The following is a 23,881-nucleotide window of genomic DNA, read 5'->3' on the forward strand; positions in this document are numbered from 1 at the left end:
CCGCCTGGTCCACCTGACCGGTTGGTTGGGGTGGGCCGGCCGGAGGTGGGCCGGCCGGAGGGGTGGTTGACGGGCCGGGTCAGCCGCAGGCTTCGCCCGGCTCCGCCTGCTCGGCCGCCTCGTCCTCGGACGGGCCGGCCGCCCGGGCACCGGGGATGTGCGGCAGCCGGGCGGCGGCGGCCACGCCCTCCAGGTAGCCACGGGCCCGCTCGGTGCGCGGATAGGCCTCCAGCAGCGCCCAGAAGCGCGGGCCGTGGTCCGGCACCAGCAGATGGGCCAGCTCGTGCAGCAGCACGTAGTCGAGCACGTACTCCGGCATGCCCTGGAGGCGGTGGGAGAGCCTGATGGTGCGCTCGCTGGGGGTGCAGGAGCCCCAGCGGGAGTTCTGGTTGGTGACCCAGCGGACCTGGTCGGGGCGGGCGCGGCCGGCGAGGTAGGCGGCGGAGAGCCGGCCGGCCCGCTCGGTCAGCGCGTCGTCGCCGAGGGTGCGGCGGCTCTCCTGGGCGGCCAGCTTGTCGAGCATCTGGGCCACCCAGCGCTGCTCCTCGGCCGATGACATCCGGGCCGGGATCAGCACGATCGTGCGATCGCCCTCGCGGTAGGCGGAGACGGTGCGGCTGCGGCGGGCGCTGCGGCGGACCTCGACGGGGCCGCGCTGGACGTGCGCGCCCCCGGCGGGCGACTCCCCTGGCCCCTGGTGCACGGCCTGGGCCTGGTTGGGGTGGGCCTGGTTGGGGTGGGCCTGACTCGGACGGGCCGCGCCCGGCCGCCCACGCGTACCGGGCGTCGCGACTCCCGACCCGGCCGCGGCACGGGCACGCCGAGGCGACGCCGGGGGCTGGGAGTCCCGTTCGGCTGCCATGGCACACGACGGTACCCGCTGGCACTGACAGAAGTCCGCTGCCCCGGCCGAATTGTTTTCAAGAATGATCACGGGCGGGCCGGGTTCGGCCGATGGCCGGGCCAACTTCGATCCTTGCCGAATGAGCTGCTGAAAGGCCCATCCGCTTTTCTCCACTGCCTGTGGATAACCGGCTTGGCGATTCCTCGCTCCTGGGGCAGTCTTTGCTCACGGAATGCGATCGATCAATTCCAATCGGTCACCGCGAGAAGAGGTCGCCATGCGTCCGATGCTGAAGTCCGCGCTGTCCCGGGTCTGGCGCGATCAGGAGACCCTGCAGTTCGGCACCGCGCCCGAGCGGGCCCACGTGGTGGACCAGGCCGACGAACAGTTCTGCGCCTTCCTCGCCCTGCTCGACGGCGAGCGGGACGAGCCGGCCGTGGCAGCCGCCGCCGAGGGGCTCGGTCTGGCCCCCGCCTATGTCGCGCAGGCACTCCACTCGCTGGCCGAAACCGGCCTGCTGGACGACGCGGTGGCCGTCGAGGCGGCGCTCGCCGAACTGCCACCGAGCCGCCGGGAGCTGCTGGGGCCCGATCTCGCCTCACTCTCGCTGCTCCATCCCCGACCGGGTGGCGGCGCCGAGGCGCTGGCCCGGCGGGCGGGGCTGGTGGTGGAGGTTCGCGGCGCGGGGCGGGTGGGCGCGGCGGTGGCGGCGGTGCTGGCGGCGGCCGGGGTGGGCCGGGTGCGGGTGCTGGACCAGGGCAGGGTGCTGCCCGGGGACTGCTCGCCAGGCGGCATCCCGGCCCAGGAGATCGGGCGGACCAGGGCGGCGGCCGCCCTGGAGGCGGTGCGGCGGGCAGCGGGGGCCCGGGCGAGTGCGGGCGCCGGGGCGGGGCCTGGCGCACCACCGGGCCGGCGGCGCGAAGCGGGCGGCCCCGCCGGGCGGCTGCCCGATCTGGTGGTGCTGGCCCCTCGGGACGGCAGCGGTGCCTATGCGGGCGATGCCGTCGAGGCGCACGCGCTGATGCAGGCGGGCACCCCGCACCTCTACCTCGGGGTGGTCGAGCACCTGGGGGTTGTCGGGCCGCTGGTGCTGCCCGGCGCCTCCGCCTGCGGCCGCTGCCTCGGCCTCACCCGCACCGACCAGGACGCGGCCTGGCCGCGGCTGCTCGCCCAGCTCACCGCGGCCGGGCCCGCCCGGCCGCGGGAGGTGGCCTGCGATGGCGCGGTGGCCACGGCGGTGGCGGGGCTGGCCGGGCTGCACGCGCTGCTGCTGCTCGACGGGGTGCGGCCGCCGAGTGTGGACGGCTGGTGCGAGGTCTCCGCGCTGGACGGCATGGTGCGGCGGCTCCGGCTGCCGCCGCACACCGACTGCGGCTGCTTCTGGCGCTGACCAGCGGCTGGGCAGGGGCTGACCAGGGGCTGAGCAGCGGCTGAGCAGGGGCTGACCAGGGACACAGCCGCAACCGCTCGGCAGCCGACCGGCCTGCCGCCCCGGGCCGACGATCACGAAACCCACGGCCCGGGCCCCGGCCGGGTCTTGAAGGAGAACGGGCACAATGACGTAGTGACCGCCGTCCCCCAGCCGCCGCAGCCGCGGTGACTGTCGGCGCATGTTCGATTGGGAGGCCCTGGTGAGCGATCTTCCGCGCAAGGCTGTGACCCGCACGGCAAGGCTCGCCGCCCTGCCGTTGGGGATAGCGGGGCGGGCCACGCTCGGGCTGGGCAAGCGGATCGGCGGCCGGTCGGCCGAGGTCGTCACCGCCGAACTCCAGCAGGCCACCGCCGACCAGCTGTTCAAGGTCCTCGGTGAGCTGAAGGGAGGCGCGATGAAGTTCGGGCAGGTCCTCTCGGTCTTCGAGGCGGCCCTGCCGGAGGAGGTGGCCGGCCCCTACCGGGCCGCCCTGACGAAACTTCAGGACGCGGCTCCGCCGATGCCTGCTGCCTCGGTGCACACCGCGCTGTCCCAGCGGCTCGGCCGGGACTGGCGGGCCAACTTCCGCAGCTTCGATGACCGCCCGGCCGCGGCGGCCTCGATCGGCCAGGTCCACCGGGCGGTCTGGCAGGACGGGCGGCAGGTCGCGGTCAAGGTCCAGTACCCCGGGGCCGGCGACGCGTTGCTCTCCGACCTCGCCCAACTCAGCCGGGTGGCCTGGCTGCTCGGCCCGCTGATCCCGGGCCTGGACATCAAGCCGCTGATCACCGAGCTGCGAAGCCGGGTCGCCGAGGAACTGGACTACGCCCTGGAGGCCGAAGCCCAGCGGGTGCACGCCGAGGAGTTCGCGGGCGATCCGGACATCATGGTGCCGGCCGTGGTCGCCCAGGCCGACCAGGTGCTGGTGACGGAGTGGCTGGAGGGCACCCCGCTGGCCGAGGTGATCACCGGTGGCACCAAGGCCGAACGCGACCGGGCCGGGCATCTGCTGGCCCGCTTCCTCTTCGCCGGCCCGGCCCGCACCGGTCTGCTGCACGCCGACCCGCACCCGGGTAACTTCCGCCTGCTGAAGGACGACGGACCGGCCGCCGGCTGGCGGCTCGGAGTGATGGACTTCGGCACGGTCGACCGGCTGCCCAGCGGACTGCCCGCACCGATCGGCAACTCGCTGCGGATGGCCCTGGCCGGGGACGCGGTCGGGGTGCTGGACATGCTGCGCGCCGAGGGCTTCGTGAAACCCACCATCGAACTCGACCCGGACGCGGTGCTCGACTACCTGCTCCCGATCATCGAGCCGGCCGCGGTGGACGACTTCCACTTCACCCGGGCCTGGATGCGCGCCCAGGCCGCCCGGATCGCCGACCCCCGCTCCCCCGCCTCCAACCTGGGCAAGCAGCTCAACCTGCCCCCGGACTACCTGCTGATCCACCGGGTCACGCTGAGCACCATCGGGGTGCTCTGCCAGCTCGGCGCCCAGGCCCCGTTCCGCAGCGAGATGCTCACCTGGCTCCCCGGATTCGCCGAGGAGTGACCAGGAGCCCCCGCGCTCCCACGGAACGGCGCTGCCCGGCCCCCGCATCGCGGGAGCCGGGCAGCGCCGTGTCGGGAAGGTCCAGCGGACCGGGCGGACCGGGCGCGGCGGCCTCCTCGGCCCGCCGCGGGTGCGGCGTCCGGCGTGCCGTCAAAGGCGGGCGCCCAGGACCCGTACGGCCCCAGGGGTCTGCACGACCCTGGGTGTCCGGACCTGGTGCCGCGTCAGGCAACCTTCGCTCCTTGACGGGCAAAAGTTGCCTGACGCGGCACTAGAGCACCGCCACCGCGAGGGCCTTGCGGGCCCGCAGCGAGGCGCGCTCCGCCTTGCGTCGCAGGCGCAGGGCGCGGACCAAGCGTTGGTCCTCCGCCTCCTGGAGGCGTTCTTGCATATGGGCGCGGGCCAGGTTTTCTTGCATGAGATGCATCTCAAGGGTCCTGTTCTGGATCGAGAGTTCAGTGGTCTGCTCGGCTCGGGCGCGAGGCCCTGCGGTGATCGCCATGTGGTGGTCCTGCTCGTGGTGCGTCATCGGATAGGTGGTCTGTGCCGCCGCATCAGCCTGGGCAAGGGCGATGCGAACGGAGTGGCGCAGTGCGCCGCCCGCCGGGGGGCAATCCCGGTGGACTTTCGCTGCTCGGTGCGGGTTCACGCCATGACCTCGGTCTTGCGCGGGCGGCCACGCGGCCGCTTGCGGGCCACCACGACGCCCTGGACGAAGAGCTCGCCACCCCAGACGCCCCACGGCTCGCGACGGTCGAGGGCGCCGGCCAGGCAGGCCTCCTTGACCGGGCAGGTGCCGCAGAGGGACTTCGCGTACTCCACGTCGGCCGGGGTCTCGGCGAAGAAGACCTCAGGGTCGAAGGAGCGGCACGGGATGGGAGCGCCGAGGGTCTCGGCGTCGTCGAGCGCGGTGATCTGCATGAGAGAACCTTCCGGAGGGGGGAACTGAGCGGGCGGGGCCTGGGTCGGCGTTGTCGGCGGTACTGACGGGAGGGGCGGTGTGATGACCGTGGACACTGGTGGCGTCTTCCTCGTCTTGGTTGTGGTTCCGGTCCAGCTGACTGGTCGGGCTGGACCGGAGGCCCCGAAGGGCCTGGTGGTCTGTCGTACCGGACAAAACAGAAGGGCCGCGGATCCCGGTGTACGGGTTCCGCGGCCCTGGAGTGCGCCGACCTGAGGGTTCCTCAGGTTCGTTCTCTCCAGGGTTCAGGCCCGCGGAAGGCCCGGATCCGGACGGCCTCGGCGCCGATAAAGGCGACCTTGGCCTGGTTGATCAGCTGCTCGTCCTGCTTCTGGGCTGCTCCGGCACCGTCGACCAGCAGATAGGCGCCATGCTTGGCCGCCGCTTCCACTGCCTTCGGTGCCTTGGTCGGTCGCTCATCGCGCATCACACGCGAGGAGTCGGCGACAGAGACCCAGCCGAGGGACAGACCGGTCTCGACACTGGTCCCCCTACCGCCGCCGGTCAGCACACTGGTGCGCAGGGCACCGGTGGCACCGGTCAGGTCGAGGGGAGTGGCGTCGAGGCCCAGACCGCCGCGGACGCCGGACAGCGTGACTCCACCGGGGCGGGCACCGGGGGTGCCGCCGCCGAACACGGAGAGACGCGGGCAAGCGGAAACAGCGGCCTGGCCAGTCAGTTTGGTGTTCATCTGGATCGTCACTGTCTTCGCCTCCTCTCGGCGTCTCGCGGTGCCCAGTCTCCCGGGCTCCGGTATTCGGATATTCGGTCGGTCCTGCTGTCCTGCGGTGAAGCAGGGTCATGCGGTGGTACGCAGGGGAAAGCTGTTCCAGGAGAGCTCCCGAGCAGCTTCGCGGCCTCGTCCCCTTGACCGCTCCGGCAGGCTATTGCGCATCATGCACAGCGCGCAAACTATTTTTCCGGCGAGTTTCGGGACTGGTCCCCGGGCCCTTCGGACGGCTCCCCCGACAGCTCCTGCCGAGCCTGCTCCGCGTCATCCGCGGCGAGGTCGCCGACGGCTTCACCCGAGGGGGCGTCCGCCGCGGCGGCCCGCACCTCATCGGGGTCTTCCCCCGCGCACAACGAGAGCACGTCGGCCCCGTACTTGTCCAGCTTCATGGCACCGACGCCGGAGATCAGGCTGAGTTCACCGGTACTGCCGGGGCTGTCCTCGGCGATCGCCATCAGGGTGGCGTCGGTGAAGACCACGTAGGCCGGCAGCCCCGCCTCCTTGGCCCGCCGGGAGCGCCACTCGCGCAGGCGCTCGTAGAGGCCCTCGTCCATCGCCGAGGGGCAGCCCTCGCAGCGGCGCAGCTTGCGCTCCACCGCCTCGGTCAGGGTGCGCCCGCAGACCCGGCACTTGACCGGTCCGCGCGGCGCCCGCCGGGCAGCCGAGCGCTCCGCCCCGGCCCCCGCGCCGCCGCGCCCGCCGGGCGAGCGCCCGGTGCCCGCCGTGGAGCCCGGGCGCAGCCCGTCCAGGAACCGGCTCGGCTTGCGGCTCGCCCGGCCGCCCGGCGAGCGCGACAGCGCCCAGGAGAGCGAGAGGTGCTCGCGCGCCCTGGTCACCCCGACGTAGAGCAGGCGGCGCTCCTCCTCCAGTTGCTCGTCGGTCTTGGCGTAGATGATCGGCAGCGTGCCCTCGGTCAGGCCGACCAGGAAGACGGCGTCCCACTCCAGGCCCTTGGCGGCGTGCAGCGAGGCGAGGGTGACCCCCTCGACCGCCGGGGCGTGCTGGGCGGCCGCCCGGGCGTCCAACTCGGCCACGTAGGCGGGCAGGTCGGCCGGCTCGCCCGCGGCCCGGCGGGCGGTCTCGAAGTCCTCGGCGAGGCGGGCGAGCGCGGCCAGCGACTCCCACCGCTCGCGCACCGCGCCGGAGCCGGCCGGCGCGGTCGGGGTGAGGCCTCGGGTGGCCAGCACCGCGCGCACCTGGGCCGCGAGATCGGGCACGTCCACGGTCAGCGGGTCGCTGGCGGCCCGGGCGGCCCCGCGCAGCAGCAGGCCCGCCTCCCGCACCTCGGGCCGCTCGAAGAACCGCTCCGCGCCCTTGAGCTGGTAGGAGATGCCGAGGTCGGCCAGCGCCTGCTCGTAGACCTCGGACTGCCCGTTGGTCCGGAACAGCACCGCGATCTCGCTGGCCCGCACCCCTTGGTCGAGCAGCTCCTTGATCCGGTGCGCGGTGCTCTCCGCCTCGGTGGGCTCGTCCGCGTACTCGACGAAGAGCGGCTCCGGGCCGGCCGGGCGCTGCGAGACCAACTCCAGCCGGTGCCGGGCGGCCTCGCCGCGGGCCTGCGCCAGCAGCCCGTTGGCCAGGTGCACCACCTGCGGGGTGGAGCGGTAGTCGCGGACCAGCTTCACCACGGTGGCCTCCGGATGCTTGACCCGGAAGTTCAGCAGGTAGTCGGGGGTGGCACCGGTGAAGGAGTAGATGGTCTGGCTGGCGTCACCGACCACGCACAGGCTCGCGCCCGAGCCACCGCCGGTCCACTGGTCGAGCAGCCGCTGCTGGAGCGGCGAGACGTCCTGGTACTCGTCGACGGTGAAGTGCCGGTACTGGGACCTGACCCGCTCGGCGATCTCCGGGCGGTCCTCCAGGATGGCGGCGGTGAGCAGCAGCACGTCCTCGAAGTCGATCACGTTGCGGTCGCGCTTGGTCTGCTCGTAGGTCGCGTAGACGCGGGCGATCTCGGCCGGATCGCGCGGGGCGTCCCGAGCGGACTTGGCCACCGCGACCGGGTAGTCGTCCGGCACGATCTGGGTGACCTTGGCCCACTCGATCTCGCTGGTCAGGTCGCGCAGTTCGGTGCGCTGCACCCGCAGGCCGCTGCGCGCGGCGGCCTCGGCGACCAGCTGCACCTTGCGCTCCAGCAGCCGCGGCACCTCGCCGCCGACCACGCGCGGCCAGAAGTACTGGAGCTGGCGCAGCGCGGCCGCGTGGAAGGTGCGGGCCTGCACGCCGTCGGCGCCGAGCTGGCGCAGCCGGCCGCGCATCTCGCCGGCCGCCCGCGCGGTGAAGGTGACGGCCAGCACCTGCTGCGGCTGAAAGACGCCGCTGCGCACCCCGTACGCGATCCGGTGGGTGATCGCCCTGGTCTTTCCCGTCCCGGCGCCCGCCAGCACGCAGACCGGTCCGTGCAGCGCGGTGGCGACCGCCCGCTGCTCCGGGTCGAGTCCGGCGAGAACGGCGTCCGGATCCGCGGGACGGCCGCCGTGGCCACCGCCGTAACCTCCGCCGTAACTGCCCTGGGTGTCGATCGACAGCTCTTCCTGCATGGGCTCCATCCTCTCAGCCCACATCCTCTTCGCCCGCAGGGCCGACCGGCCCGGGTTCCGACATCCTGACAGGATCCGCCGACAACCCGTCGCGCGTTGTCCACAGCCCTGGTATGACGATCGGCTCGCCGCGCCAGGCACGGTACGGCCGGGCCGGGCACAGCGGGGGTGACCGCGGCAGGGCGCAGCAGGAGGTCCCGCCCTGGAATGCGCCCGGCCTCGCGTACGTTGTGCACCGCGAGACCCACCCTCGGTGGCCGATCCCAGGCGAAGGAGCCCTTTCGATGTCCGGCAGCGTGACGATGTACAGCACGACCTGGTGCGGCTACTGCCAGCGGCTGAAGAGCCAGCTGGACCGCGCGGGCATCGGCTACGACGAGATCAACATCGAGCAGGACCCGGAGTCCGCCAAGTTCGTCGAGTCGGCCAACGACGGCAACCAGACCGTCCCGACCGTGCTGGTGGTGGCCGCGGGCGGCGAGCGCACCGTGATGACCAACCCGAGCCTGCGCCAGGTCCAGGCCGCGCTCGGCGCCTGACGGCCGTCGGCGGGCCGGGGCGGTCAGCCGCGCCGGGCCCGCCACTCCTCGGGGAGCATCCCGTAGACGACCTTGTCGCGCCGCTCCTCGGGGAAGACGATCGACTGCCGGATCACGCCTTCCTGGGTGAATCCGAGCCGCTCGGCCAGACCCCGGCTGCGGGCGTTGCCGACCTCGATGCTGAGCTGCACCCGGCCGAGCCCGAACGGCCCGAAGGCCTGGTCGAGCATCACCTCGGCGGCCCGCCGGACCAGCCCGCGCCCCTCGTACTGCTCGGCGATCCAGTAGCCCAGCTCCCCGGAGGCCAGCTCCTGGTTGATCCGCAGGCTGAGCGAGCCGGCCGGCTCCCAGCGGCCCTCCGGCGCCGCGACGGCCAGCACCACCGGCAGCCTGCCGCCGGCCAGCCAGTCCCGGCCCTCCAGCCCGATGAACTCGCGGGTGCTCTGCGGGGTCAGCTCCTCGCGCGCCCACGGCTCCCAGCGGGCCAGCCGCTCACGGTTGGCGATCAGCACCTCGTGGTACTGCTCGGCGATCTCCTCGGTCTTCGGTATCAGGGCCGCGTCCGGGCCGAGTACGTGGGTGAAGAAGGCGGTGACGGTGGACATGCTGGGGCTCCCCTCGTTGACAACGCGTCACCTTAGGGCGCTCGCGCGCCGATCCGTCAAGATCATTGCTCCACGTCGTTCCTCCACGACCGGCCGTGCGCGGCCCACCCTCACGCCCGCTCCGCGCGCGGCCGCGCCGCCAACTCGCCCAGCCCGTAGACCAGGCGGCAGCGGTCGGCCGAGTACCGGGTCTCGATCACCCGCACCGGACCGCGCCGGTCGTAGGTGACCCGGGTCTGCACCAGCAGCGGGATGCCGGGTCCGCCTTGGAACCACTGCGCCTCCTCGGGGCCCGGCATCCGGGAGACCAGCTGGTCCACCGCGCCGACCTCGATCCGCCCGAGCGCGGCCAGCACCGCCTCGTCCCCGCCCGGCACCGGATCGGGCTCCATCAGCGCGGTGCCGGCCGCGACCCCCGCCCGGTAGTGGCTCTCCTCGATCGAGTACGGCTCGCGGTCCAGCAACCGCAACTGCCGCCGGACCACCACCGCCTCCCCCGGCCGCAGGCCCAGCCGCTCGGCCACGTCCACCCGGGCCCGCACGATCAGCATCTCGAACTCCGCGGTCAGCGCCCGCCCGGCCGCGTCCGCCTCGGCCGCGTAGACCGCGCTGGGTGCGGAGAGGCCGTCCCGCTGGGCGGGCAGCAGCGGCTCACCGGCGGCGACCGCGGGGCCGGGGACCGCCACGGCGACCTCGGCGACCGGCGCGCCGGCCAACGGCGGGCCGTAGGCGCGGTGGTCCAGCACCGGGTGCTCGCGCAGGAAGGTCCCCTTGCCCTGCAGCCGCACCAGCCGGCCCTCGTTGACCAGCACGTCCACCGCCAGCCGGACGGTGTTGCGGGCCACGCCGTACTGCTGCTCCAGTTCGGCCTCCACGGGCAGCGCCGTGTCGCCGCGCCACTCCCCGGCCGCGATCCGCCGGCGCAGGTCGGCGGCCAGTCGCTGGTACTTGGGAGAGGGAACGCTGCCACTGGAGATGGTCACCCTGGAAATGTAGCGATTCCGCCCAGACCCTCTCAGCTAAACCGACCATAATTGGCCATGATTGCCCGCCGAACAATAGATCAGCGGCCCGTCCGGACGGCTCTGACCTGCGGCTTCGGTCGGGCCATCAGGCCAGGGCAACCCGTGCGGGTGAGCGGGACCGGGCAGCGGCAAAGAGGGCGCGGATTAATTTCCGCACGCCCCCCTTGCTATTTCCGCTACCAGCGGGCGGTACCCGGCATCGGCTCGCCGTACCAGCGCTCGATCAGGTGCCGGGCGATCGAGATTCCCGTGGGCGGCACGATCTCCCCGGCCTCCCAGCCGGCCCGCAGGTCCTCCCGGGAGAACCAGCGCGCCTCGGCCAGCTCCTCGCCGTCCACCGTGATCTCCGCGCCGCCCGGCGCGACCCTGCCCATGAAGCCGAGCATCAGGCTGGCCGGGAACGGCCACGGCTGGCTGGCCACGTAGCCGACCTCGCCGACCCGCACCCCGGCCTCCTCGAGGACCTCGCGGGCCACCGCCTGCTCGATCGACTCACCGGGCTCGACGAAGCCGGCCAAGGTGGACCAGCGGCCCTCCGGCCAGAGCGCCTGGCGTCCCAGCAGGCAGCGGTCCTCCTCGTCGGTGATCAGCATGATCACCGCCGGGTCGGTCCGCGGGTAGTGCTCGGCCGCGCACGAGGTGCAGCGGCGCAGGTGACCCGCGCCCGCCTTCTCGGTCGGGTGCCCGCAGCGCGAGCAGAAGCTGTGCGTCCGGTGCCAGTGCTCCAGCGCCACCGCGTGCACCAGCAGGCCCGCGTCCCGGTCCGAGAGGGTGCCGCCGACCTCGCGCAGCCCGGCCGGGCGGGCGTCGCCGTCCAGTCGACCGGGCAGCGCCTCGCCGGCCAGCGCGAAGTAGGAGACCCCCTCCTCGTCGGTGCCCAGGAAGTAGCGGTCACCGGTCTGCGGTGCCTCGAAGGAGGGCAGCAGGACCAGCTCGGCACCGGTGTCGGTGTCCACCACGAACGCCTCGCCACCGGAGATCGGCAGCACCTTGGTGGCGGGGTGGCTCCAGGCCGCCGCCAGCCAGGGCTCGTCCAGGCGGTGCTGGGCGGCCCGGTCCACGCCCGCCCGGGCCAGCGGGAGGGCGGCCGGCAGTTCGGTGTCAGGCAAGGTACTCATTCGTTGATCCGTCCCCGATCACAGAGTCTTCAGTGGTTGCCGGCCGCCGGCCGGTAGTTCTCGGCCAGGTCGCCCCAGAGGTGGGCGGCGACCTCCACGCCCTTGCGCAGCAGGTCGAGCTCGACCTTCTCGTTGACCGAGTGCCAGCCGTCCGAGGGCACCGAGATGCCGAGGAAGAGCACCGGCGCCCCGAGCACGTCCTGCAGGTCGGCGGCGGGCCCGGAACCACCCTCGCGGGTGAAGAGGATCTCCTGCTCGAAGGCCCGCTCCATCGCCCGCACGGTGGACCGCAGTGCCGGGTGGTCCAGCGGGGTCAGGCAAGGGCGGGTCGCCGCGCGGAAGTTGATCTCGTGCCGGATGCCGGCCGGCAGCTGCCCGGCCACCCAGTCGGCGACGGCCCGCTCGACCCGCTCCGGGTCCTGCCCGGCCACCAGTCGGAAGGAGATCTTCAGGTGCGCCGCGGCCGGCACGATGGTCTTGCTGCCGGGGCCGGTGTAGCCGCCCCAGATCCCGTTCACCTCGGCGGTCGGCCGGGCCCAGACCCGCTCCAGGGTCGAGTAGCCGGCCTCGCCCTGGGTGGCCTGCGACTTCGCGGTCGCCAGCCAGCCCGCCTCGTCGAAGGGGAGCTTGGCGAAGAGCTCGCGCTCCCGCTCGGTCAGCTCGATGACGCCGTCGTAGAAGCCCGGCACCGCGACCCGGCGGTCGCCGTCGTGCAGCGCGGCGGCCAGCTCCGCGGCGGTGGTGGCCGGGTTGGGCACCGCGCCGCCGAAGGAGCCGGAGTGGATGTCGCTCAGCGGGCCGAAGAGGTCGATCTGGCAGTCGGCCTTGCCGCGCATGCCGGTGCAGACCGTCGGAGTGCTCTCGCTCCACATCCCGGTGTCCGAGACGAAGACCAGATCGGCGGCGAGCCGGTGCGCCTCCCGGCGCAGCAGGGCGCCGAAGTGCGGCGATCCGGACTCCTCCTCACCCTCGATCAGCAGCTTGAGGTTGACGGCCGGCGCGGTGCGCCCGGTGGCGGCCAGGTGGGCGCGCAGGCCGAGCGTGTGGAAGAAGACCTGCCCCTTGTCGTCGGCCGCGCCCCGGGCGTAGAGGCGGTTGCCGACCACCACCGGCTCGAACGGCTCGGTGTCCCAGCCGTCCTCCTTGGCGGCCGGCTGCACGTCGTGGTGACCGTAGAGCAGCACGGTGGGCGCATCGGACTCGCCCGAGGGCCACTCGGCGAAGACCGCGGGCAGGCCGTCGGACTCCCAGACCTCCGCGACCGGGAAGCCGGTCTCGCGGAGCTTCGCCACCAGCCACTCGGCCGACCGGCGGACATCGCCCGCCCGCTCCGGGTCCGCCCCGACGGAGGGGATCCGCAGCCACTCGCCGAGGTCGGCCAGGAAGGCTGCCTCGTGCTGGTCGATGAAGGAACGGACGACGCTGTCCGAGGTTTTCGTCATGTGGACGACTTTAGTTCGCCGGACCCGCCGGATGTCGCCGCGGTCCGCGACGCGGACCGCGGCGACGTGTAACCTCCGTCACCCCTCGCCCTACCCGCCCCACCGGCCCCGCTACGCGGCCCGCCGCAGCAGGGTGACCCGCGAGCGGGTCAGCGCGCCGGCCAGCAATCCGGCCAGCAGCGGCAGCACCACCAGGGTCAGCGCGATGTTCAGCCAGGGGAAGGCGATCACCGTGTGCGAGTGGGCCAGCGGCGAATCGGCCATCCCCTCGATCCGCCGCAACGCCACCGCGGGCACCATCCCGCAGACCGTGCCGAGCACCGCTCCCATCGCGGCGATCACCCCGCACTGGAAGCCGGAGAGCGAGCGCCGGATCCGCGGCGCCGCTCCGACCGCCGCCAGCGTGGCCAGGTCCTGCTGCGAGTCGGCGGCGGCCAGACCGGTGGCGATGCCCGCCGCGCCCAGCGCCACCAGGATGGCGAAGCCGGTCAGGCCGAGCCCGACCAGGCTGTGCGCCGGGTGGTAGCCGCGCTCCACGTACAGGTTGGCATTGCCGCCGCCGGCGTTCACGAGCGCGGCGCTCGCCCGCTGCTCGTCGGCCGAGGACAACGCCGTGGTCGGCCGCCAGATCGAGCCGCTGTCGGTGAGCTGCAGACCGAGCCGGGCGGCGGTCTGCGGCGGCATGAGCATCTGCGCGGGCGCCGCGGACACCGGCGCCAGCACCGCGTCGACCGTGACCTCGTGGCTCGGCGGCGCCTTGGAGGGGTCCTGGCCGTCCTGATAGGGATCCTGGAGCCGGATGAAGGCCTTGCCGTCCTGGATCATCCGCGGGTCGAAGACCACCGCCTTGCCGTCGGCCACCGCTTGCTGGGCGGCGCCGCCGGACAGGTCGAAGAGGTTGTGCAACAGGTTCGCGTCGCCCACCACGACCGAGCCGAAACGGCCGGGCGCGAACTGGTCGGTCAGGCAGCGCGGGTCCGAGAAGGATTGCTGGCGCTCGGTCCCGTCGTGGTACTGCCCGTCGTCCAGCGGGCACCGGACAGCCGGGGAGGCCACCGCCATCGCGTATCCGCAGTGGCCTGCCGCCTCGTCGCAGCCGGCCGGGTAGCGCAGCGCCGACACGTCGGCCCGCGGCCCGATGGTGGAGACCGCGCGTTCGACAGCCCCCCGGGCGGTGGCCGCGTCGACGCCGCCGCGCGACGTCGAGAAGACCGAGAGGCTGACCGATCCGCCCGGCCCCGCGGGGGTGTACGACTGCCGGCCCTCCTCGTCCGCGCTCGCGGAGTAGATGCCGACCGCGACCGCCCCGGCCACCGCCGCCATCACGGCCGCCACGGCCGGCGCCGTCCGCCCGCGGTGGCGCACCGAGTCGCGCAGCGCCAGCCGGGGGCCGAGCGGCAGCCAGCGGCCCAGCTTGCCGAAGAGGCCGACCACCATCGGGGTGCAGGCGACCATGCCCAACTCGGCGATCATCGAGCCGCCGAGCACCGCGGAGCTGCGGCTGCCCATCCCGCGGGTCGCGCCGAGCAGCGCCAGCCCCGCCCCGCCGGCCAGCATCAGCAGCCCGAGCAGGGTGAGCTTCTTGGACGGCGGCTTGACCGCGCCGCGCCCGGTGAGTGCGGCCACCACGTCCTGCCGCGAGGCCTGGACGGCCGGGACGAGGGCCGCGAGCAGCCCGGTGACCAGGCCGATCGCCACGATGCCGAGCAGGTCGAGCGGCATCAGCCGCAGCGCCCCGAGCCGCCGACCGGCCAGCGGCTCGGTCCACTGCCGGGTGAGCGCCACCAGCAGCACGGCCAGCACGACGCCGGTCACCGCCCCGGCCACGCCCAGCAGCACGCCGCCACCGAGCACCACCGCCCGCACCTGGGCCCGGTCTCCGCCCGCGGCGGCCAGCAGGCCCAGCTGACGCCGTGAGCGCCTGGCCCCGACGGCGAAGGCGGGGCCCGCGAGCAGCACGATCTCCAACAGCGCCATGCCGGCCACGGTGACCAGCATCACCACCGCGGTCTTGTTGAAGTAGCTGCCGTGCGACGCGTTGTCCTGGGCCACGTAGTAGGGCACCTGGGCGCGGGCCGGCGGGTGCAGCACCACGCTGCGCGAGGTGGCCGCGAAGCCGTACTGGTTCAGTTCCTGGACCTTGGCCCAGTCGACCGTCGTGCCGGCCGGCAGCCGCACCAGCCAGCCGTCGGCGGCCTGGGCGGCCTGCGGTTGCCCCTGGCTCAACACGCCGGGGCGGGTGACCACCGCGGTCAGGCCGAGCTCGTCGGGGTACTCGACCACGCCGGTGATGGTGAAGGGCGCGTCACCCACGCCGGCCAGCTTGGTGGTGCCGCCGACCTTCAGTCCCGAGCCGTCCAGGAAGCGCTGGGTGACGGCGATCTGCTGGTCGTCCACCGGGGCCTTGCCGCGGATCAGGTTGAGCTTGCCGCGCCAGACCTGGTCGGTCAGGTCGGCCTCGGTCGCGGTGACCTGCAGCCGGCCGGGCACGCTGGTGGCCCAGATCCGCTGGTCGCCCGCCACCGGGGTCAGCACCGAACCGGGCGGGAGCAGTTGGGCGGCCAGCTGGGCCGGGTCGGTACCCAGGCTGCGCCGCTGCTGTTCGGTGGGCTGCCGGCCGGCCGGCGAGTCGTTCTCGCCGTCGCCGGCGAACGGCGCCTGGCTGACGGTGCCGCCGCGCATGTGCGACTCGAGCAGCAGGTCGGCGCGCCCCAGCTGTCGGTCCGCCTGCTCGGCGGCGGTCAGGTTGCTGCTGCGGTAGGTCACGTCGACGCCGGTCACCCCGAGGATCGGCAGGGCGATCATGGCCAGCACCAGCAGGCTGCGGCCCTTGGCCCGCAGCGCGTCGCGCCGGGCGATCCGCAGCGCGACCCGCCAACTCACCCACCTCATCGCGGATCCGGGCGGTTGAGGCTGTTGGTGGCAGCGGTGACCAGCAGTGATTCGGGGCTCTGCCGGCCGGTCTCGTCGACCAGGCGGCCATCACGCAGGAAGACCACGCGATCCGCCCAGGCGGCGTGGCGGGCCTCATGGGTGACCATCATGGCGGCCGCGCCCTCGTCGCAGCGGGCCCGCAGCAGCGCGAGCACGCTCTCCCCGGTGGTGGAGTCCAGCGCCCCGGTGGGCTCGTCGGCCAGCACCAGCCGGCGGTCGCCGATCAGCGCCCGGGCGATCGCCACCCGCTGCTGCTGTCCGCCCGACATGTCGTCGGGGAACCGGTCGGCCAGCTCACCGATGCCTATCTCGGCCAGCGCCGCCAGCGCCTCGCGCCGCGCGGTGCGGGTCGACACCCCGTCCAACTCCCGTGGCAGCATGATGTTCTCCGCCGCGGTCAGGGCCGGGATCAGGTTGTAGTCCTGGAACACGTAGCCCACCGCCCGCCGCCGCACCTCCGCCAGCTTGCGGCGCGACAGCTCACCCAGCGAGCGCCCCTCCACCAGCACCCGCCCGCTGCTCGGGCTGTCCAGCCCACCGGCCAGCGTCAGCAGCGTGGACTTGCCGGACCCCGAAGGACCCATCACCGCCACGAACTCACCCGGGTAGACCCGCAGGTCCACCTGCCGCAGCGCGTGCACCTCGGCCGCTCCGTGGCCGTGCACCCGGCTCAACTGCTCGAGGTGCAGCACGGGCTCGGTGCGGTCGGGAAAACCGGCGTCTGTCATCGTTCCCCCAGGTTCAGCTTGGTCCGGCGCCGCTTGGGCGCTTCGGAAGGCGCGGCGGCGGCAGCGGCCTGCCGCTCGTGGTGGTTGGCCAGCCGGGTCTCGCAGTGGTCCAGCCAGCGGACCTCGGCCTCGGCCTGGAAGATCAGCTGCTCCAGCACCAGCAGCCAGGCCAGCTCGGCCCCCTCGGCGGCACCGGCGGCGGCCTCGCCGGCCAGCGCCCGGGCCTTGAGCCGGGTGTAGTCCTGCAGCGCCTGGATGCTGTGCCGGCGCTGGCCCTGGACCACGGCGTGCACGTCCACCCCGGGCACCGTCACCGCCATCGCGAGCTTGATCGCCAGCTCGTCCCGGGGCGGATTGGTCCGCGGCACCGGTGTGTCGAACCAGGAGCGCAGCTCGGCGCGTCCCTTCTCTGTGACGGCGTAGAAGAGGTGGCCCTCCTCGTCCTCGCCGTCCGGCACGACCAGGCCGTCGCGCTCCAGGCGGCCGAGCGTGGTGTACACCTGGCCGACGTTGAGCGGCCAGGTGGCACCGGTGCGGGCCTCGAACTCGATGCGCAGCTGGTAGCCGTAGCGGGGGCCCTGGTCGAGCAGGGCGAGCAGGCCGTGTCTGATGGACATACCAGGTATGTATACCCGGTATGCAACGAAGCCACAAGCCGCTCTCGCGTACCGTCACCAGGTGTGAGCCCGCTACGCATCGCGACCTTCAACCTGCTGCACGGCCAGCCACTGGCCGCCGACGGCACCCCGCTGCCCTATCCGGAGCAGGCCGCCGATCCGCTCTTCGCGGCGATCACCGCGCTGGACGCCGACGTGCTGGCGCTCCAGGAGGTGGACCGGTACCAGCAGCGCTCCGGCCTGAGCGACCAGAGCGCGGTGGCCGCGGCGGCGATGGGCGCCGCCGACTGGCGCTTCGCCGCCGCTCTGCACGGGCGCCCGGCGCCGGTGGCCGGCTGGCTGCGCAACCCCGCGGTGCCGGGCCTGCGGGTCTACGGGCCCGAGGAGGTGGCCACCGCCATCGAGCTGCCCTCCTACGGCACCACCCTGCTCACCCGGCTGCCGGTGCGGCACTGGCGGGCCCGGCGGTTCGCCCCCGCCCCGTTCGGGCTGCCGCTGCGGGTGGCCGGCCGGCGCGGGCTGACCCCGGTGCCGGACGAGCCGCGCGCGGCACTGGCGGCCGTCCTGGAGGGCGAACGCGGCCCGTTCACCGTGGTCGCCACCCACCTCTCCTTCGTGCCCGGCTGGAACATGGCGCAGTTGGCCGGGATCCGCCGCTGGATCGCCGACCTGCCCCGCCCCTACCTGGTGCTCGGCGACTTCAACCTGGTCGGCCCGGTGCCGCGCACCGTGCTCGGCGGGGCCACCGCGCTGGACCGCGCCCCCGGCGCCCGCCGCCGACCGCGCGAGCCGCGCACCGCCCGCCACCCGCGCCCGCTGCCCGGCCTGCGCCGCCGCCCCGGGCGCGAGGGCCACCCGCAACTGCGCGGCTGGCACGACCTGGCCCGCACCCCCACCTATCCCTCGCACCGCCCGGCCGTGCAGTTCGACCACGTACTCGCGGTGGGCGTGCCGCGCACCGCGGTGGGCACCGTCACGGCGCCCCGGGTCGGGGTGTCGGACCACCGGCCGCTGCTCGTCGAGGTGGAGCTTTAGCGGCGGCGTTGATCGCCCCCACCTCAACCTGGCCTGCCACAGGACGAACTGATTCAATCTCAGCCAGTAGTCACCACGGGGTTGAGGGGGATGCCGTGCCAAGGAACGTCGAACCAACGGTCGTCAGCATGAATCCGGCTCAGGTCAAGGCGGCCGGGCAGAGTGCCGAGTCGCTCGGGGCACAGCTGCCCCAGGGCAAGATCGAGCTGAACCAGGCCACCGACCAGGCGTCGGCCGGCCTGCGCGGCACCGCCACGCTCGCCGCGCTGGACGCCTGCACCACCAGCTGGAACGCGGTGATCGACAGGCTCGCCGCCGACATGGACAACCAGGGGCGCAACCTGGTCACCAGCGCCGACAACGTTAGCACCGCCAACGGGAGCGTCGCCGACAGCTTCCGCACCATCAACGCCCAGCCGTAGGGGGGAGACGAACCATGGACTACGCCACGCTCAGCGCCCTGCGCCCGAGCTCACTCAGCAGCACCGCCACCAGCTACATCGACCTGGGCACCCGGTTCGGCGCCCAGTGCGACAATTGGGAGGCCGCTGTGGTCGCCCGCACCCGGGCGAACTGGCAGGGCGGCGCCGCCGAGCAGGCGCTGCCGCAACTCCAGCAGACCCGGAGCCGGCTCGCCGCGGGCGCCGACAACCTGCACGCGATCGGCTACACGCTGACCGAGGGGGCCGAGCAGCTGGAGCAGTGCCAGGCGCAGCTCCAGCAGTGGGAGCAGCAGGCGAGCCAGTGGGGCTACACGGTGGGTGCCGACGGCAGTCTGACCCTGGCCCCGACCCCGACCCCGCCGACCGACTCCGAGCAGCAGCGCCAGGCCAAGGCGGGCGCCGACCTGATGGTCGCGCAGGCCGCCATCATCGCCCAGGCCTCGGCGGTCGACGCGCAGAACGCGAGCGCGATCCAGGCGCTGGCGAGCGCCGCCCAGACGACGGTGGGCACCGGGCAGACCGGCTCGCCCGGCGGCGGCACCGGTGGCGCCCCGGTCTCCGGTGGGCCGGTCGGCGCCGGGGGCGCCCTGGCCGGCGGGCGCGCGGGCCTCAGCGGCAGCCGGCGCGCCATCGAGTAGCCCCCGGCGGCCGGCCGGTAGCGCGGGTCGGCCGGCCCGCGCTACTGGCGGGCCAGCCGGCCGTTCTGGTGCGGCAGCTGCTGCGGCGCCCCACTGGTCGCGGGCTCGTACTGGAGCAGCAGCATCGCCGCGTCGTCGCCGAGCTGCCGGCCGACGTGCCGCACGACGTCGGCGTGCACCCGGTGCAGCACCTCCGACGGGTCGCCGTCCGCCGCGCAGCCCGGCAGCCGCTCGGCCAGCGGGTAGAAGCGGCCGGCCCGGTCCCGGGCCTCGATCACCCCGTCGGTGAAGAGCAGCACCCGGTCACCGGGCTCGAACGGGACCCGCTGCACCGGCGGCGCGACCTCGGCCGGGTCGAGCACCCCCAGCGGCGGAACCGTTTCCGCCAGCTCCAGCGCCCGCACCGAGCCGTCGCCGCGCAGCAGCAGCGGGGCCGGGTGGCCGCAGTTGACGATCTCGGCGCTGCCGTCCGGCGCCACCCCGATCAGCACCAGGGTGACGAACTCCTCCTCCACCCCGGGGTGGTCGTGCTCGTGCAGCGCCCGGTCCAGACTGACGGCCAGCCAGCCGGCCACCTTGTCCAGGGCCGGCTCCTGGTGCGCGGCCTCGCGGAACGCGCCCAGCACGGCGGCGGCGGTCTCCACCGCGTTCAGCCCCTTGCCGCGCACGTCACCGACCACCGCGCGCACCCCGTGCCGGGTGTTGACCACCTCGTAGAGGTCGCCGCCGATGCGGGCGTGCGCGGCGGCGGCCGCGTAGTGCACGGCGGCCCGCACGCTGCCCACCCGGTCGGGCACCGAGCGCAGCAGCACCCGGCGGGCGATCTCGGCCACCAGCTGCGCGTCGGCCAGCGCCTGCTCCTGCCGCACCCGCAGCGTGGCGCTGACCCAGCTGATCGCGGTGACCAGGGCGATCGCGAAGATGGTGGCACTGTGCACCGACTCGCCGAGCACGTGGTTGTACCCGGCCAGGCCGAAGGCGGCCAGCTCGGCCAGGAAGCCGGTCAGGATCGGGTACCAGACCCGGCGGCTGACGATCGCCGCCAGCGCCGGCACGGCGGTGAGCGCCGGTTCGACGGTCACCTCGATGGTGCTGAAGTAGTCCAGGCAGACCACCAGGGCCATGCCGATGAACGGCAGGGCCAGGGCGGTCCTGGGCCAGGTCCCCGTCGAACGGACGGTGGCCGGACCCCGGGTCGGACCGGCGAACCGGTCGCGGAACCATCCGATCGCGCTCAACTTCCCGGCGGCGCTCAACTTAGGTGTCTCCAGCAGAAGGCGCCCGGTGCTCGCTGAGCACCTGCGACGATGACTGAGGGTGAGGAAATGGGGCCTGTCCGGCGGCCGAGCAGACGCGGGTGACCGGTTACCGACCCCACAATAGGCGCGAAACGTGCACGACGCATCGGTTTCGCGCGACTCCGTGACGAGTTGGATGCTCTCTGTGACCTATTAGTCACTCTTCCCGACCAGAAGCGTTTCCAACGCAATCCGGTCAGGAAGTCCTACCGGTCTTTCGATCCGACCGCTGCGGATGTAGCAGAACGCCGCGGTGACCTGCTCCAGCGGCACCCCGCGCTGCTCGGCCCAGGCCAGCCGGTAGACGGCCAGCTGCAGCGGGTCGGCCTCCTCCCGGTGGCCGGTCTTCCAGTCGACCACCTCGTACCGGTAGCCACCCTGTGACCCAGCGTCGCCGTCACGCTCCCGGTACACCGCGTCGATCCGGCCGCGCACCACCCGGCCGCCGAGCACCACCTGCACCGGGGCCTCCACCCGGTAGGGGCGCCGACGCGCGTACGGGCCGTGCAGGAACGCCTCCTTGAGCCGCTCCAGATCGTGCTCGTCCTCGATCCCGTCGTCCGTCGCGTCCTCGGGGCCCAGCAACGCGTCCGGTTCGAGCAGCGGCAGCGGGGCGTACTGGGCCTGGATCCAGGCGTGGAAGCGGGTGCCGCGGCGGGCGGCGCCGGCCGGCGGGCGGGGCAGCGGGCGGGCCAGCTCCTGGGCCAGCCCGTCCGGATCGGCGGCCAGCCGCATCAGCTGGGTGGCCGAGAGGGCCGGCGGCAGCGGCACCGTGCGCCCGGTGCGCCGGGCCCGCTCCAGCTCGCCGAGGAGCGCGGTCAGGTCGCGGTCCCAGGAGTCCACCTGGCGCTGCTCCTCGGGGGCCAGCCGCTCGGGCCGCGGTGCCGGGGCACCGGCCAGCCGGGCGCCGATCACCTGCGCCACCCGGCGGCGGGCGAGCTGGGCGCCCTGGTCCAGCGGCAGCGGCCACGGGGTCTCGCCGGCCGGGCGCAGCACCGGGTTCTCGGCATCCTCCAGGGGCGGCTCGGCCCAGTGCTCCACCTCCCCCGCGCCGGGCAGCTCGGCGTGCGCGCGCAGCGCCTCCAGATACTCGGAGGGACCGCGCCGGGTGCTCTGGGTGGGGCCCCACCAGTGGCCGCCCGCCAGCAGCAGCGAGCGCGGCCGGGTCACCGCGACGTAGCCAAGGCGCAGCTCCTCGGTGGCGGTCTGGTCCTTCAGCGACGCCTTGAAGGCGGTCATGCCCTTGGCCGTCCAGCTCCCGACCTCGGGCAGGGTGGCCGCGTCGCCGCGCAGCGGGTAGGGCAGCACCGGGCGGCGGCTGGTCCAGCGCTCGCGGCCGCGGCTGCTCGGGAAGGCGCCCCTGACCAGCCCGGGCAGCGCCACCACCTCCCACTCCAGGCCCTTGGACTTGTGCACGGTGAGCACCTTCACGGTGTCCTCACCGCCGGGCAGGCTGCTGTCCAGGCCCCGGTCGTACTCCTCGGCCGCGCGAAGGAAGGCCAGGAAGGCGGTGAGACCCGGATCGCCGTCCAGGTCGGCGAAGCCGGCCGCGACGTCCAGGAAGGCGCTCAGCGTCTCGCGGCGGCGGGCGGCCAGCGCGAGCGGGGAGGCGGCCAGCTCGACGTCGAGGCCGGTGGCGGCGAGCACCCGGTGCAGCACGTCCATCAGCGGCTCGGCCAGGGCGCGGCGCAGGTCGCGGATCTCCCTGGCGAGGTGCGCGAAGCGGGTCCTGGCCTGCGGCGAGAACGGCAGCTCGTCCGGCTGGGCCGCCTCCAGGAAGCTCTCCAGCGCGTCGCTGAGCGAGACCACCTCGGTCGGGTCGGTCTCGGCGACGGCGGCCGCCAAGGCGTCACCGCCCGCCGAGCGGGCCGAGCGGACCAGCTGGGCGGCACGCCGGCCCAGCAGCGCCAGGTCGCGCGGGCCGATCCGCCAGCGCGGGCCGATCAGCAGCCGGACCAGGGCGGCGTTGGCGGTCGGATCCTGGAGCACCTCGCAGACCGCGACCAGGTCGGCCACCTCGGGCAGTTGGAGCAGCCCGCCCAGGCCAACCACCTCCACCGGGACCTCGCGGACCACCAGCGCGGCGTGGATGTCGGGGAAGGCCGCGCCGCCGCGGCAGAGCACCGCGATCGACCCCGGCGCGGTGCCGGTGCGGACCAGGTGGGCGATCGAGTCGGCCAGCCAGTCGATCTCCTCGGCGTGGGTGGGCAGCAGCGCCACCCGGGCGAAGCCGTCCAGCTCCGCCCCGGGTGCGGGGCGCAGCGCCTCGACGCCCGCGTGGCGGGCCCGCAGCGGGGCCGCCAGCTCGTTGGCGAAGGCCAGCAGGCGGCCGCCGCTGCGGCGGTTCTCGCTGAGCGCGTAGCGGGCGCCCGGGGTGCCGTCGGCCTTGGGGAAGTGGCGCGGGAAGTCGTCCAGGTTGGCCACCGAGGCGCCGCGCCAGCCGTAGATCGCCTGGCACGGGTCACCGACGGCGGTCACCGGGTGGCCGCCCGGGTGTGCCCCGGTGGCGCCGAAGAGCCCGGCCAGCAGCAGCCGCTGGGCCACCGAGGTGTCCTGGTACTCGTCCAGCAGCACCACCCGGTACTGCTCGCGCAGCAGCCGCCCCACCTCGGGGCGCTGCTGGGCCAGGCGGGCCGAGGCGGCGATCTGATCGCCGAAGTCCAGCAGGCCGGCCGCGTGCTTGCGGCGGCGGTACTCCTCGACCAGGGTGAGCAGCTGCTGACGGCCCAGGGCTGCCTCGGGGACGTCCCGCAGCTCCTGGTTGGTCAGCCTGGCCCCGGCCAGCTCCGCCAGCAGCGCGGTGTCGAAGGCGCGCAGCGCGGCGGGCTCGACCAGGTGCTCGGCCAGCTCGCCGTCGAGCGCGGTCAGCTCGCTCACCAGGGCCGAGAAGCGGTCCTTGAGCTGCGGGAACGGCCCGCGCGCCGACCGCAGCACCCGGGCGGCCAGCTGGAACCGGGTGGCGTCGGCCAGCAGCCGGACGTCCGGCTCGATGCCGATCCGCAGGCCGTGCTCCTTGAGCAGCCGGCCGGCGAAGGCGTGGTAGGTGGAGATCTCCGGCTCCCCGTGGTCCAGCTCACCGTGGTCCGCCGCCCCGACCGGCTGCTCGAAGGGCACGGCCGGCTCCCGCAGACCGGCCCGGGCCAGCGCGGTGCGCACCCGCTCGGCCAGTTCGGCGGCGGCCTTGTTGGTGAAGGTCAGCCCGAGCACCTGCTCGGGGCGCACCGCACCGGAGCCGACCAGCCAGACCACCCGGGCGGCCATCACCGTGGTCTTGCCCGACCCGGCCCCGGCCACGATCACGGCAGGCTCCAGCGGGGCGCCGATGGCCAGCATCTGCTCCCGGTTGAAGGGGATGCCGAGCAGCTCCTTGAGCTGGCCGGGGTGGGTGAGCATGGCCACCACGGTAGTCGGCGGCACGGAC

At 74.1% G+C, this 23,881-nt stretch carries 20 protein-coding genes; 6 read left to right on the top strand and 14 right to left on the bottom strand.

Translation table 11 applies throughout. The features are described 5' to 3' along the window. Positions 1 to 79: 79 nt before the first annotated feature. Positions 80 to 862 carry a M48 family metallopeptidase gene (locus OG455_RS15275; protein WP_266294004.1) on the bottom strand — a complete coding sequence of 261 codons (783 nt, stop codon included), beginning with the start codon at positions 860 to 862 and terminating at the stop codon, positions 80 to 82. Positions 863 to 1,121: 259 nt separating this feature from the next. Between OG455_RS15275 and OG455_RS15280 the strand changes: the two genes are divergently transcribed. Both OG455_RS15280 and OG455_RS15285 read left to right on the top strand, forming a co-directional pair. After that, the gene (locus OG455_RS15280) at positions 1,122 to 2,234 is read left to right on the top strand and encodes a ThiF family adenylyltransferase (protein ID WP_266294006.1); all 1,113 of its coding nucleotides are present in this window, start codon (positions 1,122 to 1,124) and stop codon (positions 2,232 to 2,234) included. A gap of 241 nt (positions 2,235 to 2,475) precedes the next feature. Next, positions 2,476 to 3,807: an AarF/ABC1/UbiB kinase family protein gene (locus tag OG455_RS15285; protein WP_266300798.1), complete on the top strand. Its 1,332-nt coding sequence runs from the start codon at positions 2,476 to 2,478 to the stop codon at positions 3,805 to 3,807. Positions 3,808 to 4,078: 271 nt separating this feature from the next. Here OG455_RS15285 and OG455_RS42080 read toward each other — a convergent pair whose 3' ends face one another. The 4 genes from OG455_RS42080 to OG455_RS15305 form a co-directional block, all read right to left on the bottom strand. Continuing rightward, positions 4,079 to 4,309 carry a hypothetical protein gene (locus OG455_RS42080; protein WP_323185642.1) on the bottom strand — a complete coding sequence of 77 codons (231 nt, stop codon included), beginning with the start codon at positions 4,307 to 4,309 and terminating at the stop codon, positions 4,079 to 4,081. 143 nt (positions 4,310 to 4,452) lie between these two features. After that, positions 4,453 to 4,824: a WhiB family transcriptional regulator gene (locus tag OG455_RS15295; protein WP_323185514.1), complete on the bottom strand. Its 372-nt coding sequence runs from the start codon at positions 4,822 to 4,824 to the stop codon at positions 4,453 to 4,455. 167 nt (positions 4,825 to 4,991) lie between these two features. Further along, a complete protein-coding gene (locus OG455_RS15300; RefSeq protein ID WP_266294012.1) occupies positions 4,992 to 5,471 on the bottom strand; it encodes a hypothetical protein in 480 nt (159 codons plus the stop codon). Positions 5,472 to 5,680: 209 nt separating this feature from the next. Next, complete coding sequence (locus OG455_RS15305; RefSeq protein WP_266294014.1) at positions 5,681 to 8,038, bottom strand: ATP-dependent DNA helicase UvrD2; 2,358 nt, start codon at positions 8,036 to 8,038, stop codon at positions 5,681 to 5,683. 284 nt (positions 8,039 to 8,322) lie between these two features. Here OG455_RS15305 and OG455_RS15310 point away from each other — a divergent pair, with 284 nt between their 5' ends. After that, complete coding sequence (locus OG455_RS15310) at positions 8,323 to 8,577, top strand: mycoredoxin (protein WP_266294016.1); 255 nt, start codon at positions 8,323 to 8,325, stop codon at positions 8,575 to 8,577. Positions 8,578 to 8,600: 23 nt separating this feature from the next. Here OG455_RS15310 and OG455_RS15315 read toward each other — a convergent pair whose 3' ends face one another. The 7 genes from OG455_RS15315 to OG455_RS15345 all read right to left on the bottom strand — a co-directional run bounded on the left by OG455_RS15315 (position 8,601) and on the right by OG455_RS15345 (position 17,046). Next, positions 8,601 to 9,182 (bottom strand): GNAT family N-acetyltransferase, encoded by a 582-nt coding sequence (locus tag OG455_RS15315; protein WP_266294018.1) that lies wholly within the window; start codon positions 9,180 to 9,182, stop codon positions 8,601 to 8,603. A gap of 110 nt (positions 9,183 to 9,292) precedes the next feature. Beyond that, a complete protein-coding gene (locus OG455_RS15320; protein WP_266294020.1) occupies positions 9,293 to 10,165 on the bottom strand; it encodes a GntR family transcriptional regulator in 873 nt (290 codons plus the stop codon). 218 nt (positions 10,166 to 10,383) lie between these two features. Continuing rightward, positions 10,384 to 11,325, bottom strand: a complete 942-nt coding sequence (nudC, locus tag OG455_RS15325; protein WP_266294022.1) for an NAD(+) diphosphatase — start codon at positions 11,323 to 11,325, stop codon at positions 10,384 to 10,386. Positions 11,326 to 11,354: 29 nt separating this feature from the next. Continuing rightward, positions 11,355 to 12,767 carry a dipeptidase gene (locus OG455_RS15330; protein ID WP_266294024.1) on the bottom strand — a complete coding sequence of 471 codons (1,413 nt, stop codon included), beginning with the start codon at positions 12,765 to 12,767 and terminating at the stop codon, positions 11,355 to 11,357. Positions 12,768 to 12,878: 111 nt separating this feature from the next. Next, complete coding sequence (locus OG455_RS15335) at positions 12,879 to 15,659, bottom strand: FtsX-like permease family protein (protein ID WP_266294026.1); 2,781 nt, start codon at positions 15,657 to 15,659, stop codon at positions 12,879 to 12,881. Then, entirely contained in the window at positions 15,656 to 16,429 is a 774-nt protein-coding gene (locus OG455_RS15340; RefSeq protein ID WP_266294028.1) for an ABC transporter ATP-binding protein, read from the bottom strand. Before OG455_RS15340 ends, OG455_RS15335 begins: the two co-directional genes overlap by 4 nt. Further along, positions 16,426 to 17,046 (bottom strand): PadR family transcriptional regulator, encoded by a 621-nt coding sequence (locus OG455_RS15345; protein ID WP_266294030.1) that lies wholly within the window; start codon positions 17,044 to 17,046, stop codon positions 16,426 to 16,428. The genes OG455_RS15340 and OG455_RS15345 overlap by 4 nt, the downstream gene beginning before the upstream one ends. 63 nt (positions 17,047 to 17,109) lie before the next feature. Here OG455_RS15345 and OG455_RS15350 point away from each other — a divergent pair, with 63 nt between their 5' ends. The 3 genes from OG455_RS15350 (at position 17,110) to OG455_RS15360 (ending at position 19,162) form a co-directional block, all read left to right on the top strand. Then, positions 17,110 to 18,081: an endonuclease/exonuclease/phosphatase family protein gene (locus tag OG455_RS15350; RefSeq protein ID WP_266294032.1), complete on the top strand. Its 972-nt coding sequence runs from the start codon at positions 17,110 to 17,112 to the stop codon at positions 18,079 to 18,081. A gap of 128 nt (positions 18,082 to 18,209) precedes the next feature. Then, a complete protein-coding gene (locus tag OG455_RS15355; protein WP_266294034.1) occupies positions 18,210 to 18,503 on the top strand; it encodes a hypothetical protein in 294 nt (97 codons plus the stop codon). A 14-nt stretch (positions 18,504 to 18,517) separates the two neighbouring features. Continuing rightward, the gene (locus OG455_RS15360) at positions 18,518 to 19,162 is read left to right on the top strand and encodes a hypothetical protein (protein ID WP_266294036.1); all 645 of its coding nucleotides are present in this window, start codon (positions 18,518 to 18,520) and stop codon (positions 19,160 to 19,162) included. Between the two features lie 41 nt (positions 19,163 to 19,203). On the opposite strand, the gene OG455_RS15365 is transcribed toward OG455_RS15360, so the two are convergent. Together OG455_RS15365 and OG455_RS15370 are read right to left on the bottom strand one after the other, a co-directional pair. Beyond that, positions 19,204 to 20,418: a PP2C family protein-serine/threonine phosphatase gene (locus OG455_RS15365; protein ID WP_266294038.1), complete on the bottom strand. Its 1,215-nt coding sequence runs from the start codon at positions 20,416 to 20,418 to the stop codon at positions 19,204 to 19,206. Between the two features lie 195 nt (positions 20,419 to 20,613). Beyond that, the gene (locus tag OG455_RS15370) at positions 20,614 to 23,862 is read right to left on the bottom strand and encodes an ATP-dependent DNA helicase (protein ID WP_266300799.1); all 3,249 of its coding nucleotides are present in this window, start codon (positions 23,860 to 23,862) and stop codon (positions 20,614 to 20,616) included. Positions 23,863 to 23,881: the final 19 nt, after the last annotated feature.

Source organism: Kitasatospora sp. NBC_01287, assembly GCF_026340565.1.
Lineage (GTDB): Bacteria > Actinomycetota > Actinomycetes > Streptomycetales > Streptomycetaceae > Kitasatospora.

Excerpts from the sequence above, each read along its gene's own strand:
- OG455_RS15275 (WP_266294004.1), bottom strand. The coding sequence starts at position 862 with ATGGCAGCCGAACGGGACTCCCAGCCCCCGGCGTCGCCTCGGCGTGCC.
- OG455_RS15280 (WP_266294006.1), top strand. The coding sequence starts at position 1,122 with ATGCGTCCGATGCTGAAGTCCGCGCTGTCCCGGGTCTGGCGCGATCAG.
- OG455_RS42080 (WP_323185642.1), bottom strand. The coding sequence starts at position 4,309 with ATGGCGATCACCGCAGGGCCTCGCGCCCGAGCCGAGCAGACCACTGAA.
- OG455_RS15305 (WP_266294014.1), bottom strand. The coding sequence starts at position 8,038 with ATGCAGGAAGAGCTGTCGATCGACACCCAGGGCAGTTACGGCGGAGGT.
- OG455_RS15310 (WP_266294016.1), top strand. The coding sequence starts at position 8,323 with ATGTCCGGCAGCGTGACGATGTACAGCACGACCTGGTGCGGCTACTGC.
- OG455_RS15315 (WP_266294018.1), bottom strand. The coding sequence starts at position 9,182 with ATGTCCACCGTCACCGCCTTCTTCACCCACGTACTCGGCCCGGACGCG.
- nudC (WP_266294022.1), bottom strand. The coding sequence starts at position 11,325 with ATGAGTACCTTGCCTGACACCGAACTGCCGGCCGCCCTCCCGCTGGCC.
- OG455_RS15330 (WP_266294024.1), bottom strand. The coding sequence starts at position 12,767 with ATGACGAAAACCTCGGACAGCGTCGTCCGTTCCTTCATCGACCAGCAC.
- OG455_RS15335 (WP_266294026.1), bottom strand. The coding sequence starts at position 15,659 with ATGAGGTGGGTGAGTTGGCGGGTCGCGCTGCGGATCGCCCGGCGCGAC.
- OG455_RS15340 (WP_266294028.1), bottom strand. The coding sequence starts at position 16,429 with ATGACAGACGCCGGTTTTCCCGACCGCACCGAGCCCGTGCTGCACCTC.
- OG455_RS15345 (WP_266294030.1), bottom strand. The coding sequence starts at position 17,046 with ATGTCCATCAGACACGGCCTGCTCGCCCTGCTCGACCAGGGCCCCCGC.
- OG455_RS15355 (WP_266294034.1), top strand. The coding sequence starts at position 18,210 with ATGAATCCGGCTCAGGTCAAGGCGGCCGGGCAGAGTGCCGAGTCGCTC.
- OG455_RS15360 (WP_266294036.1), top strand. The coding sequence starts at position 18,518 with ATGGACTACGCCACGCTCAGCGCCCTGCGCCCGAGCTCACTCAGCAGC.